This is a genomic window from Methanobrevibacter arboriphilus (assembly GCF_019669925.1).
In the GTDB taxonomy this organism is placed as follows: Archaea; Methanobacteriota; Methanobacteria; order Methanobacteriales; family Methanobacteriaceae; genus Methanobinarius; species Methanobinarius arboriphilus_A.
Genome location: NZ_AP019779.1, coordinates 136,677 through 151,593 on the forward strand (window position 1 = coordinate 136,677; position 14,917 = coordinate 151,593).

A 14,917-nucleotide genomic window follows, 5' to 3' on the forward strand; every position below is an offset into this window, starting at 1 on the left:
ATTGTAATATAATTCTTAAAAATAACTTATTAAATTACATTAAATTATATTAGATTATATAGGTTACATTAAATTACATTAAATTGCGTTAGATTGTGTTAAATTACATTAATTAAAGTATATTATTAAACTAGCTTATTAAAATATATAATCTATTAAAATATACTATTAACTATCGTGTATAATTGGATATTACTATTGGTGAGAATATGAGAAAGAGTGTTTTTCCGTTTACGGCTATTGTTGGTCAGGAGAAGATTAAGCAGGCTCTTGTTTTGAATGCTGTTAATCCTTCGATTGGTGGTGTTCTTATTAAAGGTGATCGTGGTACTGGTAAGACTACTGCTGTTAGGGCTTTGGCTGATCTTCTTCCTGAGATTGAGGTTGTTGATGGGGATATTTTTAATTCTGATGAAGAATCTTATAAAGAGTTTGAGCTTTATAAAGCTATTGATAAAAATAAGGATGATGATGTTCTTTTAGTTAAAAAATCTATGCGTGTTATTGAGCTTCCTTTGGGTGCTACTGAGGATCGTGTGGTTGGTTCTCTTGATATTGAAAAGGCTCTTCATGAGGGTATTAAAGCTTTAGAGCCTGGTCTTCTTGCTCAAGCTAATCGTAATATTCTTTATATTGATGAGATTAATCTTTTGGATGATAATCTTGTTGATGTTTTATTAGATGCTGCTGCATTTGGTGTAAACACCATTGAAAGAGAGGGAATTTCAATCTCACACCCATCAAAGTTCATTCTAATTGGAACAATGAACCCCGAAGAAGGAGAACTACGAGGACAACTATCAGATCGAATTGGTCTCGAAATTGAAGTTGAGGGTATTTCAAACATTGAAGATAGAATAAAAATCATGAAAAGAAGAGAATCATTTGAAAGAGATCCTTTATCTTTTAGAGCTAAATTTGATGAGGATCAAGAGGAACTTCAAAATAAGATAATAAAAGCTAAGGAAATATTAAATGATGTAGTTATTGATCATGTTTTATTAGAGGTAATAGCTAGAATCACTTTAGAACTTTCATCGGAAGGACATAGAAGTGATATAAGTATTTTAAAAACAGCTAAAACAATTGCATCTTTTAATGGTAATTTAACTGTTGATTTTGATGATTTAAAAGAAGCTATTTCTCTTGTCCTTGGGGAAGATCCTCTACTCAATCAAAGGATTCAGAAAATTAGGAATGATATTGAAAAAAGAGAAAAAGAAAGGGAAAATGATTTAGATAAAGATAGTCTTTCTTTCAGCAATGATAATCTTCAAGAAAAAATCAAAGAACAATTAGAAGATTCATTAAATGAGAAATTAAAGAAAGCAAATCAAAATCATGAAAATCAAGAATTAGATAAGGCTTTTAATGATTCTGATAATAAAGATTTGGATAATATTGAATTAGGAGAGGGTGAATCTAAAGAAAAGGATTTCATTAATACTTCTGATTTTGAAGATAAAGATGAGTCTGATTCAAAACTTAATCAGGGTGAAAAATTAGAAAATTTTAATGAATTTAATATTGATGGGAAGTTTGATATAAAAAAATATTAATGGTTGAGGGTGTGAAAAGAGAAAAACTTTATGGTAAACGGGTAAACTCACAAAGTAAAAAAGGAAAGTATGTTAAAAGTAAGATTTCTAATAATTCAGAGGATGTAGCTATTGATGCCACTATTCGTGCAGCTGTATTAAATTCTAATATAAAAAGTTCTAATATAAATAATAATTCCAAATTTAATAAAGATACTAATTTAAAAATTAATAATGATACAAATTTAAAAGTTAATATAAAAAAAGAGGATTTAAGAGAAAAAGTAAGAAAACATGGAGCTAAATTATCCATTGCATTAATTGTGGATATGAGTGGTTCTATGATTAGTGATGAAAAGCTTAATAGAATAAAAGCGATCTTACAAAAAATAATATTAAATGTTCATGTTAATAAGGATAAATTAGCTGTTATTGGATTTAAAGGTAAGGATTCAGAAGTTATTATTCCAAATACTAAAAGACCTAATTCTTTTTTAAATAAGCTTGATAGTATAACTGTTGGAGGAACTACTCCGATGGCTGCTGGACTTAAAAAAGGTTTAGAGGTTTTAAAAAAGGATCTCAATAAGGAAGAATATATTCCAATGCTTATGATATTATCTGATGGAGTAACTAATGTAAGTTTAGAAAGATCTAATATTAATTCTAATGTTAATAAAATATCTAAGTCTTTAAAATATAATAATTCTTCTGGAAAATCAAAGGAATATAAATCTAATAAAATGATTATAAGTAATCCTATTAAGGATGCTTTGACTGTTGGTGAAGAAATAGCTAAATATAATATTCATACAGTTATTGTTAATTTTGAAAAGGAAAAAAATAAGGGAAGAAGTATAAACAAAGAATTAGTTTTTATAACTGGTGGGAATTTTTATGATCTTGAAATTCTTGGTGATAAGTTATCCAAAGACATTTTTGAAGTAGAAGGTGTTGATACAAATTCAATGTCATTTGGTTCATTTAAAAGTGATTTATCTGATATGGTTTTAGAAAAAATAATAGACTATGAGAGAGATAAGATTTAATTTAGATATCATATTAAATAATGGATACTAGATTTTATAATTGGATATATTATTATTGGATATATTATCATTGGTGAGAATATGAGAAAGAGTGTTTTTCCGTTTACGGCTATTGTTGGTCAGGAGAAGATTAAGCAGGCTCTTGTTTTGAATGCTGTTAATCCTTCGATTGGTGGTGTTCTTATTAAAGGTGATCGTGGTACTGGTAAGACTACTGCTGTTAGGGCTTTGGCTGATCTTCTTCCTGAGATTGAGGTTGTTGATGGGGATATTTTTAATTCTGATGAAGAATCTTATAAAGAGTTTGAGCTTTATAAAGCTATTGATAAAAATAAGGATGATGATGTTCTTTTAGTTAAAAAGCCTATGCGTGTTATTGAGCTTCCTTTGGGTGCTACTGAGGATCGTGTGGTTGGTTCTCTTGATATTGAAAAGGCTCTTCATGAGGGTATTAAAGCTTTAGAGCCTGGTCTTCTTGCTCAAGCTAATCGTAATATTCTTTATATTGATGAGATTAATCTTTTGGATGATAATCTTGTTGATGTTTTATTAGATGCTGCTGCATTTGGTGTAAACACCATTGAGAGAGAGGGAATTTCAATCTCACACCCATCAAAGTTCATTCTAATTGGAACAATGAACCCCGAAGAAGGAGAACTACGAGGACAACTATCAGATCGAATAGGTTTAAAAATTTCTGTTTCTGGAATTAATAATATTGAAGATAGAATAGAAATTATGAAACAGATAGATGATTTTGAAAAAGATCCAAAAAGTTTCATAGCTAAATATGCAGATGCTGAAGATAACCTTCAAAAAAGAATAATCATGGCAAGAAAACTTCTTCCATCAGTTAGTATTAGTGATGAATATTTTGAAATAATAGCTAGATTAACAAGAAATCTTGGTGTTGAAGGTCATAGGAATGATATAACAATTCTTAAAACAGCTAAAGCAATAGCTGCATTTAACAATCATTGGAAAGTTACTATGGATGATCTTGAAGAAAGTATATTGCTTGTTTTAGGAGAAATTAATGAATGTGATAATAATCAAATTCAAAATCAGATTCAACAGGCTCAAAATGAAATGAATCAGGAAAAAAATAGTGAAGATTTAGATAATGATGAAAATTCTAGCCAAAATCAAGATTCCAGCAATGAAGAGGGTGATTCTAATGAAGATATTCAGGATGATACTTATAATAAATATGCTCAAGATAATGATTTAAAGGATGATAATGGCTTTGATAATAGCTTTGATAATTTTAATAATAATGTAGATAATGATCTTGATAATCTTGATAATGAGGACAATTTAGATGAAAATGATGAAGATGAATCTGATGAAGAGAATGATGAAAAAAATAATGATTTAGATAATCCTTCTAATGATGATTATAATAATGAAAATCAAATTCAAGGGGAAGTAAATGATTCAGATAGGATAGATGATGAATATCAGATGGATTATAATGAAAATAAGTCTGAAAAAGAAATAAATGAATTTGATTTAGAGTCTCTTGAAAAAGATATTCGTAAAATGCTTGTGATGGAAGGGCGTGAAAAAGAAAAGTTTTATGGATCAAGAGTTAATTCAAAAAGTGAAAAGGGGAAGTATGTAAAAAGTAAATATTCTCCTAATGTTTCAAATTCAGATATAGCTATTGATGCTACTATACGTGCAGCTCTAAAATCTAAAACATCTAAAAATACAGAATTAAATAAGAAAAATGCCTTAAAAGTAGATATAAAAAATGAAGATATTCGTGAAAAAGTTAGAAAACACAAAGCAAGAGCTAGTGTAGCTTTGGTAGTTGATATGAGTGGGTCAATGCTTGCTGAAAAGAAAATTAATAAGATTAGAGGGATTTTAGAAAGAATAATTAAGAATGTTAATAGAAATAGAGATAAATTAACAGTCATAGGTTTTAAAGGTAGGGATTCTGAAGTAATAATTCCAAGTACTAAACGTCCTAGTTCTTTTTTAGACAAGCTTGATAAGATCACAGTTGGAGGAACAACTCCAATGGCTTCAGGTCTTGAAAAAGCTATTGAAATACTTAAAAATGAGAATAAAAAAGGAGAATTTATTCCGATGTTAATATTGCTTTCAGATGGAATGCCTAATGTTGGTCTAACTGATAGTTATAATAAAAAGGTTAGAGGAAGTCCTATAAATGATGTTTTAGCTATGGGTGAAGAGTTAGCTGAAAATAAAATATATACTATTATCATTGATTTTGAAAAAAAACATAAACATGGAAGGAATATTAATATGGAGTTAGCATTTTTATCTAATGGTAGATATTATGATTTAGAAGAAATCTATAATCCTGACATTGCAATAGATAAGATTTTGACTTATGAAAGAAATATACTGTAAATTTATATCTTGTAAATTTATAATATATTCTATTGATAACATATTCGATTTGGAATATATTCATTGATATATTTTAATTGATTATATTATGTAAATTGATAATCTCATATTAATTAATCTTATGTCATATGATGTATCATTCTAATTTCATTATGTGTCATTCTAATTTCATTGTTTTTAATATTTCATTAAATAATATTTTATCTTGTTTTTTAAGTTCTCTATCGCAATAAAATATAAAAACATAAGAATGAGTTTTGTTTTTTTGGACTATGATTAGCTGATGCCAATAATCTGCTTTTGTACTAGTTAAAGAATAGGCTTTTTTACCATCAACTGTAATATTAGTTGGTTGTTTAAATCTTTCACTTTTTTGAAGTTCTAATTCTTCTTTTAGTGAGTTATCTGAAATATAAAATATTAATCCATCATCCCAACGACTTAAATACTCTTTTTGATATAAACTTAAAAACTTGTTTAATTGATCAAAACTCCAATAACTAGGATAAGAAAAAGATATTCCATTATTGTTATATGTTTTTACAGGCGTATTTGAATTAATTAAACCATTCTCATTAAAATTACTATTATTATCAATATTATTGCTATTATTATTGCTATTATTATTATTAATATTATTATTATTAGAATTAATTTTGTTTGTAGAATTATTATAGCTATTTGTAATATTATTATAATTTGTACTAAGATTAGCTATTGGTTCTTGGTTAACTTCTCCTTCAAGTATTGTTTTTATATTGTTAAGACTATTATCAACTATATTTTGATTAGAAACACCTACTAAAATTCCTAATATTATTAAAATTATAAATAAAATAAATAATTTGTCCATATAATCATATCCTAGATCATTTTCAATAATAGATTTAAATGTTATTATATTTTAATTATAATTATATTGTAGTTCTGTTTTTTCTTATTTCTATTTTTTCTTATTTCTATTTTTTGTTATTTCTGTTTTTTTGTTATTTCTGTTTTTATTTTAATAAATATTTTTTATAAGTATTACTATTTATAAAAAAACTGATAATTAAATATTTATAAACTTTTTTAAAATTTATTAATTTATGTTCAAAGAATAAATATATAAAATCAATCCCCTAAAAAATTTAAAAAGTTATTTATTTAATTTATTTGAAACTATAGAATTTCGATAGCTATTTTAACTAGTTATATTCTTCTGATTAGGTTTTATACTTATATTTAAATTTTCTATCATATAATATTTATATATTGTTATATGTCATATTGATTATATGACAAAAACTTATATGCTATGAATGTCATAATATAAATATGACTATTATATTTTCTTTGTCATAAATTATATATAACAAAAAATTTATTATATAATTATTATATATTCATTATATATAATTATATAATATCATATCTGATAGGGTATTCAATTAATACTTTTTATTATTACTAATAAACGGAGCAAATAATGAATGAAAAAAGAGCCAATAGTGAGAGAACCAATAATAAAATTAATAAAAGAATCAATAATAAAAAATTTAATAATGAGAGAATTAGAAATAAAGTAAATCTTAGAGATATAGCTAATATTTCATCTGGTTTAGTTTTAAACAGATTTGATTTATCTAAATCTATTAAATCTAATAAATTTAATGAATCTATTATTTCTAATAATTTTAATGAATCTTCTTTTGATGATCTCAATTCATCAGAATTTTCAGATAGGAACCAAAACTCATTCAAATATTATTATATTCCTCAAAAGTCTGTTTTTGATAATAATATCGATTCAAATACTTTTGAAACAATTGTTACTAATAAAAAAGTTGAGAATAAATATTTAGCTCATTATAAAGACATTATAATAAAGTTAACCCCTCCTTATAATGCAGCAGTAGTTGATTTTAAAAGAAATGATGTTATTGTTCCATCTAATTTTGCTATAATTAGGGTTAAAGATGAATTTATATCTGTATTTTTAGCATATGTTCTAAATGGTCCTAACGTAAAAAAACAATTGAGAAGACTAGTTGAAGGAACTAATATTCCAATTATTAAAATTAATAATTTAAAAGATATTAAAATAAAAAAAAGAAGTAGTTATAAACAGATTGAATATGCAAAGCTTTTTTATTTATTGGATATTAGAAAAGAGCTACTTTTAAGGAAAATTGAACTTGAAGATAAGCTTAAGGACAATATTTTATCTAAATTATAATAATTAAATGTGAAAATATTTAAAAATATGAATAATTAAGGGTGTTATTATTTGAATGATTATAGAAACAATTTAGAATCTGATTTATTGGCTATGATTGATGAATTTAAGGAATATATAGATTTATATGATTTGAAAAATTATATTTTAGGGCTTATTTTTTATAAATATATGTCTAGTAAGGTAGAGTTATATTTGAATAAACAATTCATTCAAAATAATTTAAAATTTGACAAAGCAAATGAAATTGAAGATATAAAAGATGATTTAAAAGAATTAACTCTTGAAAATTTAGGCTACTTTTTAGAACCAAGATTCTTGTTTTCAAATATTGTTAAAAAAGCTAATAAAAATGAGCTAATATTAGATGATTTAGAAAAAGCATTGAATGAAATATCAAACTCATCATTAGGTCGGGAAAGTGAAGAAGCTTTAATAGGAATATTTGAAGATGTTGATCTTAAATCATCAAAACTTGGAAATAAATTAGAAGATAAAAACGAATTAATAAGTAAAATATTAATACAACTATCTAAAATCGACTTTAAACTAGAAAATCAAGATAAAAATGTGATTGGTGATACTTATGAATATTTAATCTCACAATTTGCATTATCCTTAGATAAAACAGAAGAGTTTTACACACCACAACAAATATCAAAGATACTAGCTAAAATAATTACTTTAGAGAAAAACAAGTTTGAAGAAGAAAAATTTGAAGAAAAGAAATTTAAAGGGGATAAACTTAAAAATCAGAAGCTTAAAAGTGTATATGATCCAACATGTAATTCAGGATCACTTTTACTTCAAGTAGCTAAAGAAATAGAAGTAGAAAACTTTTATGGGCAAGAATTAAAATCAACAGCATATAATTTAGCTAGAATGAATATGATTTTACATAATATACAATATAGCGATTTTGATATTCAACAAGGAGACTCACTTGAAAAACCAATGCATAAAAGTATGAAATTTGAAGCTATTGTTGCAAAACCACCATTTCAGGCTAAATGGAGCTCAGATAAAAAATTTCTTAATGATCCACGGTTTTCAGATTATGGAAAACTAGCACCAAAATCAAAAACAGATTTTGCATTTATACAACACATGATATATCATTTAGATGAAAATGGAACAATGGGAATAATCTTGCCTCATGGAATTCTCTTTAGAGGTGCATCTGAAGGAAAAATTAGAAAATATTTAGTAAATGATAAAAACTATTTAGATACAGTAATTGGACTTCCAGCTAATATATTCTATAAAACAATCATTCCAACAGTTATCTTAGTATTTAAAAAACATAGGGAAAATAAAGATAATATACTATTTATTGATGCATCTAAAAATTTTAAAAAGGTTAAAAATCAAAATATGCTTAGAGATAGTGATATTGATAAAATTATAGAAGTTTATAGTAAAAGAGTTGAAATTGAGAAATTCTCACATATAGCTACAATAGATGAAATTAGAGAAAATGATTTTAATTTAAATATTCCAAGATATGTTGATACTTTTGAAGAAGAATTAATTGATTCAAATAAAATTATAAATGAACTAAAAGAAATTGATAATAAAATTGAAGCTATTGATGAGGAAATAAAGAAATATTGTGATGAATTAGGGATTGAAACACCTATTATTAAATAATAATCAATGATACAATTTAATTTAATATTGTTTCATTATATTAAATTCTTATTTCATTATTAAGCTTTATTCTATTAAATTTAATATTATTTTATTATATTAAATTCTTATTTCATTATTAAGCTTTATTCTATTAAATTTAATATTATTTTATTATATTAGATTTTTCATTAAATTTATTATATATAAAATCATAAATTAGTCTATGAAAAAGTTTAAGATAACTATTTTTCATGCAGATGAATGTGATAAAAAGAAATGCACTGCATTTAAATTAGAAAAACAGAATAAAGCACGTATTGTTTATAATCTTAATCAAATACCTCGTGGAGCTATTATTTTAAATCCTTTTTCAGATAAATCGGCTTCTCCTGAAGATAAAGATTTAGTTTTAAAAAAAGGTGTTGTAGGGCTTGACTGTTCTTGGAATAAGGTTTCTTCTTCAGCTAAATTTTTTTCACTCACTAAATATCATAGAAGCCTTCCTTTCTTAATAGCTGCTAGTCCTGTTAATTATGGTAAACCTTGTAAGCTTTCAACAGCTGAAGCAATAGCTGCTACTTTCTATATAGTCGGTTTTAAAGATACTGCAAAGGATATTATGAATGGTTTTAAATGGGGGCATACTTTCATTGAATTGAATTTAGAACTTCTTGAAGCTTATAGCGGTGCGAGTAATAGTTCTGAAGTAGTAGCTATTCAAAACGAATTTTTAAAGCAATATGAAGATTAAAATAATTATTTAAGTTAAAATAGTTATTAGGTTGAAATAGTTATAGACTGAATAACTATTAGATTTATTTATTAGACTTATTTATTGTTTTTCTAAGAATTAATCCTATAATAATCGCAACTAGAATTGTTATAGAAAATCTAGTGATGTCATTTGAAAATAAATTGTTAATTATCACAACTAAGATTATAAGTATTATAAATATTCCAACAATTGTCATTATTTCTTTTTTATCCATTATATCACATCTAAGAGAACTTAATAATGTTTTACATACTTTAATTAATTTACTGTGTTTTTATAAATACTTTGGTGTGGTTTTTATAAAATATTTTTATTATTGTTAATATGTCTTATTGTATAACAGTACATATTTTGTTTATATATATTATAATATTATTGCATAGTATAACATTTCATAACTATTTAATGTTATTATCTAATGTTATTTTATTAACCTTAGCTAATTTTTATTATTGTAAAAATTATTAAATTAAATAAAAATTATATAACAAGAATTAAATTATATTAAAAATAATAATATTCATATGTTTTATTAAATATTTAAATTATATTATTTTAATATATATTTATGGTGAAATAATGAATAAAAAGCTTTTAATAATTCTTGGGGTAATAACAGTTATTGGTTTGGCAGTTATTCTTTATGTTGATAATGGTTCTTATGAAGAAGAGTTATCTGTTGTTTCTGAAGGAGAATGGATTGGTTACTATGAATTAACTTTAAATGGAACAACCACTCATGAGACTATTATGGGTGGAGGACCACTTGATTTTACTATAAAACGTCAAAATGGAGATAAATTATTCGTTTATGTTAATAGTACTCATTATGGAAGTAAAAAAGATTTAAAAATTAAAGTATTAAAAAATAATGAAATTATGGCTGAAAATTCAAGTAGTAATCATACAGCTGGTGTTTGGCTTTATAATTAAGACTTAGTTTTTTAAACATTATTTTTTTTAAATAACTAAAGCTTTAAATACTATTAAATCAATAATGTTTAATGTTCTTAATTAATTGTGGATATTAGAGAAATTCTTATTTTATTCCATAATATAATATTTATGAGATTAAATATATTTATGAGATTGAATAAATCAATTACTAAATTTTACATATCTCGTATTTAAATTTTATTACTACTGATTAACGATTATATGGAGGATTATTAATGGCCCGATTTGAAGAAGCTGAAAATAGAATCTTTAAGGTTAAAATTTGTTTAAAATGTAATGCTCGTAATCCCGCTGCAGCTAAAACTTGTAGAAAATGTGGTTACAAGGGTTTAAGATATAAAGCAAAAGAACCAAGAGGATGATCTTATTCATTATATTATAGCTATTTTATATTAAGATCTATATTTTAGAATTTCTATATTAAGATTAGCTATAAATTAATTTTTATTTAATTTTTATATTAATTATTTATTTTAAGTTTATTTATCTTAATTTTATTTATTTTAAATTTATTTATTTTAGCTAGTTATTTCAGCTAGTTATTTTATTTATTTAAATTGCTTTTTAGCATTGTTTTTATTAGTTTTATTTAGATTTATTCTATCATAGCTAATATTGTTCATTCTTTTTATTTTTATTACTCTTATTTATTTTTACAAATAGTTTATAGTGAGATAATCATAATAAATCATCATAATAAAAATGTTTTAATTCATACTTTAGAAAAATAGTTATATTAATAAAAATAAGTTTATATTTAGATATTTTATATACATTTTATATTCACATTATTATAAATTAGATATCTCTATATTAGTTTTTATAAGATTTAAAAATGATATAGTGAGGGGATAATATTAGTGCTATTAATAAGATTAAACTTAATGATATAAGCACAATGCTTCATTATATAGGATACATTTGCTTAATTTTAGGATTCTTCATGTTAACTCCTATTATAGTAGCTATTATTTACAGTGAACCAAAGTTTATTTTTTCATTTTTCTTTTCTGGAATCGTTTCTATAATTGTTGGAATAGTTTTTATAAAAGTTTTTAAAAAATATAAAATGTCTTTAAAAGTTGCAATGATTTTTTCTACTTTTATATGGCTAGTAGCTAGTTTACTTGGATCATTACCGTTTTTTATATCAGGGGAATTAACTTTTATAAATTCTTTTTTTGAAGCTATTTCTGGTTTTACAACCACTGGATTTTCTATGTATAACTCAATTGAAAGTGCTGGATTTGCAATTAATTTTTGGAGAGGCATGACTCAATGGATTGGTGGGCTTGGGATAATATTTACTATGATTATTATTTTAAGATCAAGTGGAACATCTATAATGAGATTGTATAATGCTGAAGGAAGAAGTGAAAGAATTTTACCTAGTATAAGAAATACAAGTAAAATTATCCTTTATATTTATCTTTTTTTAACTGTCGTTGGAGTATTTCTTTTTATAATTTCTGGATTACCTCTATTTGATTCTATTTTTTATACTTTTGTTTCTCTTTCAACTGGAGGTTTTGCTCTTAATTCAAATAGTATTTTATATTATAATAATGGTTGGGTTGAACTTGCAGCTATGGTAGTGATGATTTTAGGTTCAATTAACTTTGCATTAGTTTATTTACTATTTAAACGGAAATTCAGGGAATTTTTCAATGATATTGAAACTAAAGTTGCTATTATCATAATTCCATTATTTATTATTATTGTGTCTGTTGCTTTAATAGAATTTAATGTTTATGGAAATATTTCTGAGAATATAAGGTTTGGTGCTTTCCAAATTGTTTCAGCTATATCAACTACTGGTCTTCAAACAGTTTTTTATCCAGAAATTCTTAATTCATGGCCAGCAATAACTTTCTTTATTATTATAATTTCAATGATAATTGGTGGTGGTTCTGGTTCTACTTCAGGAGGTATTAAATGGTTAAGAATTGGTTTACTTTTTAAAGCAATATTTTGGCAGATTAAATCATTTTTATTACCTGGAGCTGTTATTCCTAAAAAAATTAACCACTTTCAAGGTTTGAAAGTTAACAATGATTTGCTTAGAATTACCGGTCTTTTTATCTTTTTATACATATTTGTTTATGTGATTAGTGTTTTAATTGTTTTATCTTATTATAACAATCTTTCTCAAGTGTTGTTTGAAATAGCTTCAGCTATGGGAAATGTTGGTCTTACTAGTGGAATTTTAACTCCAAACTCTCCTGATTTTATTAAAATTGTGTTCATGATTGACTTTTGGTTAGGAAGGCTTGAGATTTGGCCTGTATTATTGGTTTTATTCATGGGTTTAGCAACAATTAAAGATAAACTACGATTTAATCATTAAATATTTATTAGTAAAATAATTAGTTATAAAATTAATTATAATAACTGTGAAAATTATAGTGATTATAATAATATTATAATCTTTATAATCATTATAATATTATTATAAATTTATGATTTAGTCATATAATATAAAATTATAATAATTATAAAACCATGATATTAATTATATAATTAAGATTATAATTTTTTATATAAAATAAGAGAAAAGTTTAAATACTTAAAGAGAAATAACAATAAATACTTGTTTTAATTACTTAGTATTATTTAATATTAATTTATTAGACATAAATTCCATTTGGTTTAATGTCTATTCTTTTGCAGGGATGGTCGAGCGGTCAAAGGCGATAGGTTGAGGGCCTATTGGGTTAGTCCCTTCGCGGGTTCGAATCCCGTTCCCTGCACCATTTTTATAATATTATAAGCTGATTTATTTGTAATAATATAATTAATAATATTATTTTTGAATTGTTTGTAGTTTTACTTCTATTTATTGTTTATTTTATTATTAATTTTATTTTATTATTTATTTTCTTTCATTATTCATCTTGTTTTGTTGTTTATTGTTTCATTAATCATTAAAGTTTCATTTATATAATTAATTCTTTAATCTCTTTAATTATTATTATAAAAATAATAATATTAGATTAAATAAGATTAATTATATATTTAGATATGTTTAAATACAATTATGATGAATATAACTATATTATAAACTATTATTATAAACTATTATTATAAACTATTATTATAAACTATTATTATAAACTATTATTATAAACTATTATTATAAACTATTATTATAAACTATTATTATAAACTAAATTATTATTATAAACTATTGAATTACAATTATAATGTGAGTGTTATTATGAAGGCAGTTATTCCAGCAGCAGGTTTAGGAACAAGATTTTTACCTGCTACTAAAGCTCAACCAAAAGAGATGTTACCAGTATTTGATAAACCAACAATCCAATATGTTATTGAAGAAGCAGTAGCTTCTGGAATTGAAGATATTTTAATAGTTACTGGTAAAGGTAAAAGACCTATTGAAGACCATTTTGATAGATCTTTTGAACTTGAATATCATTTAAAAGAACATAATAAGAAAGATTACCTGGAACAAGTTAAAGAAATCTCTGATCTTGCTGATATTTATTATGTAAGACAGAAAACTCAGAAAGGGCTTGGGGATGCTATTTATTGTGCTGAAAAACATGTTGGGGATGAACCCTTTGCTGTAATGCTGGGTGATACCATAACAAAAGGTACCATTCCTTGTACAAAACAATTAATTGATGTTTATAATAAGTTCAATGCTTCTGCAATAGCTGTTGAAAGAGTTCCCTGCGAAAAAGTTGAAAGATATGGTATAATAAAAGGAACTGAAGTTAATAATTTATTATATAATATTGAAAAACTTGTTGAAAAGCCAAAAGTTGAAGAAGCACCTTCTAATTTAGCTATTATGGGTAGATATGTTTTAACTCCAGATATTTTTGAACATATTGAGAATACTGAACCTGGTTTTGGTGGAGAAATTCAATTAACTGATGCTTTAGCAAAATTAGATAATATTTATGGTCAAGTTTTTGAAGGAAAAACCTATGATATTGGTAATAGAATTGAATGGCTAAAAACTTCTATAGAATTTGCTATGGATGATAAAGAAGCTAAAAATGAATTAATAAAATATTTAAAGGATGTTATAGCTTTAAATGATTAAAAGATTTAAATGGTTAAGAGATTTAAATGATTAATTTTTTGATATAATATAATTAATTTTATTATTTTATACAATTAATTACTCTTATATTATTATTGTTTAAAACTCTTAATATTGTTAATAACTACTCTTAATGCTGTTATTGATTATTCTTCAATATTATGTTCTTAATATTTGTTTTTAATAATATTATATTTTAATATTAATATACATTATTTAGTATATTTTTATTTTGTATATTGTTATTAAGTTTATTATTAATATTAAGTTTATTATTATAATTTTAATAGC

General features: G+C 24.1%; 12 protein-coding genes and 1 tRNA gene. 11 read left to right on the top strand and 2 right to left on the bottom strand.

Annotated features, from left to right (window positions below; genetic code table 11):
• Positions 1 to 209: 209 nt before the first annotated feature.
• From MarbSA_RS00640 to MarbSA_RS00650, 3 genes are all read left to right on the top strand, one after another.
• Positions 210 to 1,559 carry a magnesium chelatase ATPase subunit I gene (locus MarbSA_RS00640; protein WP_221061626.1) on the top strand — a complete coding sequence of 450 codons (1,350 nt, stop codon included), beginning with the start codon at positions 210 to 212 and terminating at the stop codon, positions 1,557 to 1,559.
• Positions 1,560 to 1,570: 11 nt separating this feature from the next.
• On the top strand, positions 1,571 to 2,587 hold the full coding sequence (locus MarbSA_RS00645; RefSeq protein ID WP_221061627.1) for a vWA domain-containing protein: 1,017 nt from the start codon (positions 1,571 to 1,573) through the stop codon (positions 2,585 to 2,587).
• An 81-nt stretch (positions 2,588 to 2,668) separates the two neighbouring features.
• On the top strand, positions 2,669 to 4,972 hold the full coding sequence (locus tag MarbSA_RS00650; protein WP_221061628.1) for a VWA domain-containing protein: 2,304 nt from the start codon (positions 2,669 to 2,671) through the stop codon (positions 4,970 to 4,972).
• 157 nt (positions 4,973 to 5,129) lie between these two features.
• On the opposite strand, the gene MarbSA_RS00655 is transcribed toward MarbSA_RS00650, so the two are convergent.
• Entirely contained in the window at positions 5,130 to 5,825 is a 696-nt protein-coding gene (locus MarbSA_RS00655) for a hypothetical protein (protein ID WP_221061629.1), read from the bottom strand.
• 615 nt (positions 5,826 to 6,440) lie between these two features.
• Between MarbSA_RS00655 and MarbSA_RS00660 the strand changes: the two genes are divergently transcribed.
• The 3 genes from MarbSA_RS00660 (at position 6,441) to MarbSA_RS00670 (ending at position 9,573) form a co-directional block, all read left to right on the top strand.
• Positions 6,441 to 7,190, top strand: coding sequence for a restriction endonuclease subunit S domain-containing protein (locus tag MarbSA_RS00660; protein ID WP_221061630.1), 750 nt, complete (start codon positions 6,441 to 6,443; stop codon positions 7,188 to 7,190).
• A gap of 51 nt (positions 7,191 to 7,241) precedes the next feature.
• Positions 7,242 to 8,840 carry a type I restriction-modification system subunit M gene (locus tag MarbSA_RS00665; RefSeq protein WP_221061631.1) on the top strand — a complete coding sequence of 533 codons (1,599 nt, stop codon included), beginning with the start codon at positions 7,242 to 7,244 and terminating at the stop codon, positions 8,838 to 8,840.
• Between the two features lie 205 nt (positions 8,841 to 9,045).
• Positions 9,046 to 9,573: a DUF367 family protein gene (locus MarbSA_RS00670; protein WP_042703848.1), complete on the top strand. Its 528-nt coding sequence runs from the start codon at positions 9,046 to 9,048 to the stop codon at positions 9,571 to 9,573.
• 64 nt (positions 9,574 to 9,637) lie between these two features.
• Here MarbSA_RS00670 and MarbSA_RS00675 read toward each other — a convergent pair whose 3' ends face one another.
• On the bottom strand, positions 9,638 to 9,811 hold the full coding sequence (locus MarbSA_RS00675; RefSeq protein WP_155930714.1) for a hypothetical protein: 174 nt from the start codon (positions 9,809 to 9,811) through the stop codon (positions 9,638 to 9,640).
• Positions 9,812 to 10,176: 365 nt separating this feature from the next.
• Between MarbSA_RS00675 and MarbSA_RS00680 the strand changes: the two genes are divergently transcribed.
• The 5 genes from MarbSA_RS00680 (at position 10,177) to galU (ending at position 14,626) form a co-directional block, all read left to right on the top strand.
• Positions 10,177 to 10,530 carry a hypothetical protein gene (locus MarbSA_RS00680; RefSeq protein ID WP_042703850.1) on the top strand — a complete coding sequence of 118 codons (354 nt, stop codon included), beginning with the start codon at positions 10,177 to 10,179 and terminating at the stop codon, positions 10,528 to 10,530.
• A 239-nt stretch (positions 10,531 to 10,769) separates the two neighbouring features.
• Positions 10,770 to 10,916: a 50S ribosomal protein L40e gene (locus MarbSA_RS00685; RefSeq protein WP_042703853.1), complete on the top strand. Its 147-nt coding sequence runs from the start codon at positions 10,770 to 10,772 to the stop codon at positions 10,914 to 10,916.
• Positions 10,917 to 11,497: 581 nt separating this feature from the next.
• Positions 11,498 to 12,901 (top strand): TrkH family potassium uptake protein, encoded by a 1,404-nt coding sequence (locus MarbSA_RS00690; RefSeq protein WP_244987879.1) that lies wholly within the window; start codon positions 11,498 to 11,500, stop codon positions 12,899 to 12,901.
• Positions 12,902 to 13,220: 319 nt separating this feature from the next.
• Positions 13,221 to 13,307 (top strand) — tRNA-Leu (locus MarbSA_RS00695).
• 464 nt (positions 13,308 to 13,771) lie between these two features.
• Positions 13,772 to 14,626: a UTP--glucose-1-phosphate uridylyltransferase GalU gene (gene galU / locus MarbSA_RS00700; RefSeq protein WP_042704649.1), complete on the top strand. Its 855-nt coding sequence runs from the start codon at positions 13,772 to 13,774 to the stop codon at positions 14,624 to 14,626.
• Positions 14,627 to 14,917: the final 291 nt, after the last annotated feature.

Coding starts and splice junctions, on each gene's coding strand:
- MarbSA_RS00640 (WP_221061626.1), top strand. CDS start 210: ATGAGAAAGAGTGTTTTTCCGTTTACGGCTATTGTTGGTCAGGAGAAG.
- MarbSA_RS00650 (WP_221061628.1), top strand. CDS start 2,669: ATGAGAAAGAGTGTTTTTCCGTTTACGGCTATTGTTGGTCAGGAGAAG.
- MarbSA_RS00655 (WP_221061629.1), bottom strand. CDS start 5,825: ATGGACAAATTATTTATTTTATTTATAATTTTAATAATATTAGGAATT.
- MarbSA_RS00660 (WP_221061630.1), top strand. CDS start 6,441: ATGAATGAAAAAAGAGCCAATAGTGAGAGAACCAATAATAAAATTAAT.
- MarbSA_RS00670 (WP_042703848.1), top strand. CDS start 9,046: ATGAAAAAGTTTAAGATAACTATTTTTCATGCAGATGAATGTGATAAA.
- MarbSA_RS00675 (WP_155930714.1), bottom strand. CDS start 9,811: ATGGATAAAAAAGAAATAATGACAATTGTTGGAATATTTATAATACTT.
- MarbSA_RS00680 (WP_042703850.1), top strand. CDS start 10,177: ATGAATAAAAAGCTTTTAATAATTCTTGGGGTAATAACAGTTATTGGT.
- MarbSA_RS00685 (WP_042703853.1), top strand. CDS start 10,770: ATGGCCCGATTTGAAGAAGCTGAAAATAGAATCTTTAAGGTTAAAATT.
- MarbSA_RS00690 (WP_244987879.1), top strand. CDS start 11,498: ATGTTAACTCCTATTATAGTAGCTATTATTTACAGTGAACCAAAGTTT.
- galU (WP_042704649.1), top strand. CDS start 13,772: ATGAAGGCAGTTATTCCAGCAGCAGGTTTAGGAACAAGATTTTTACCT.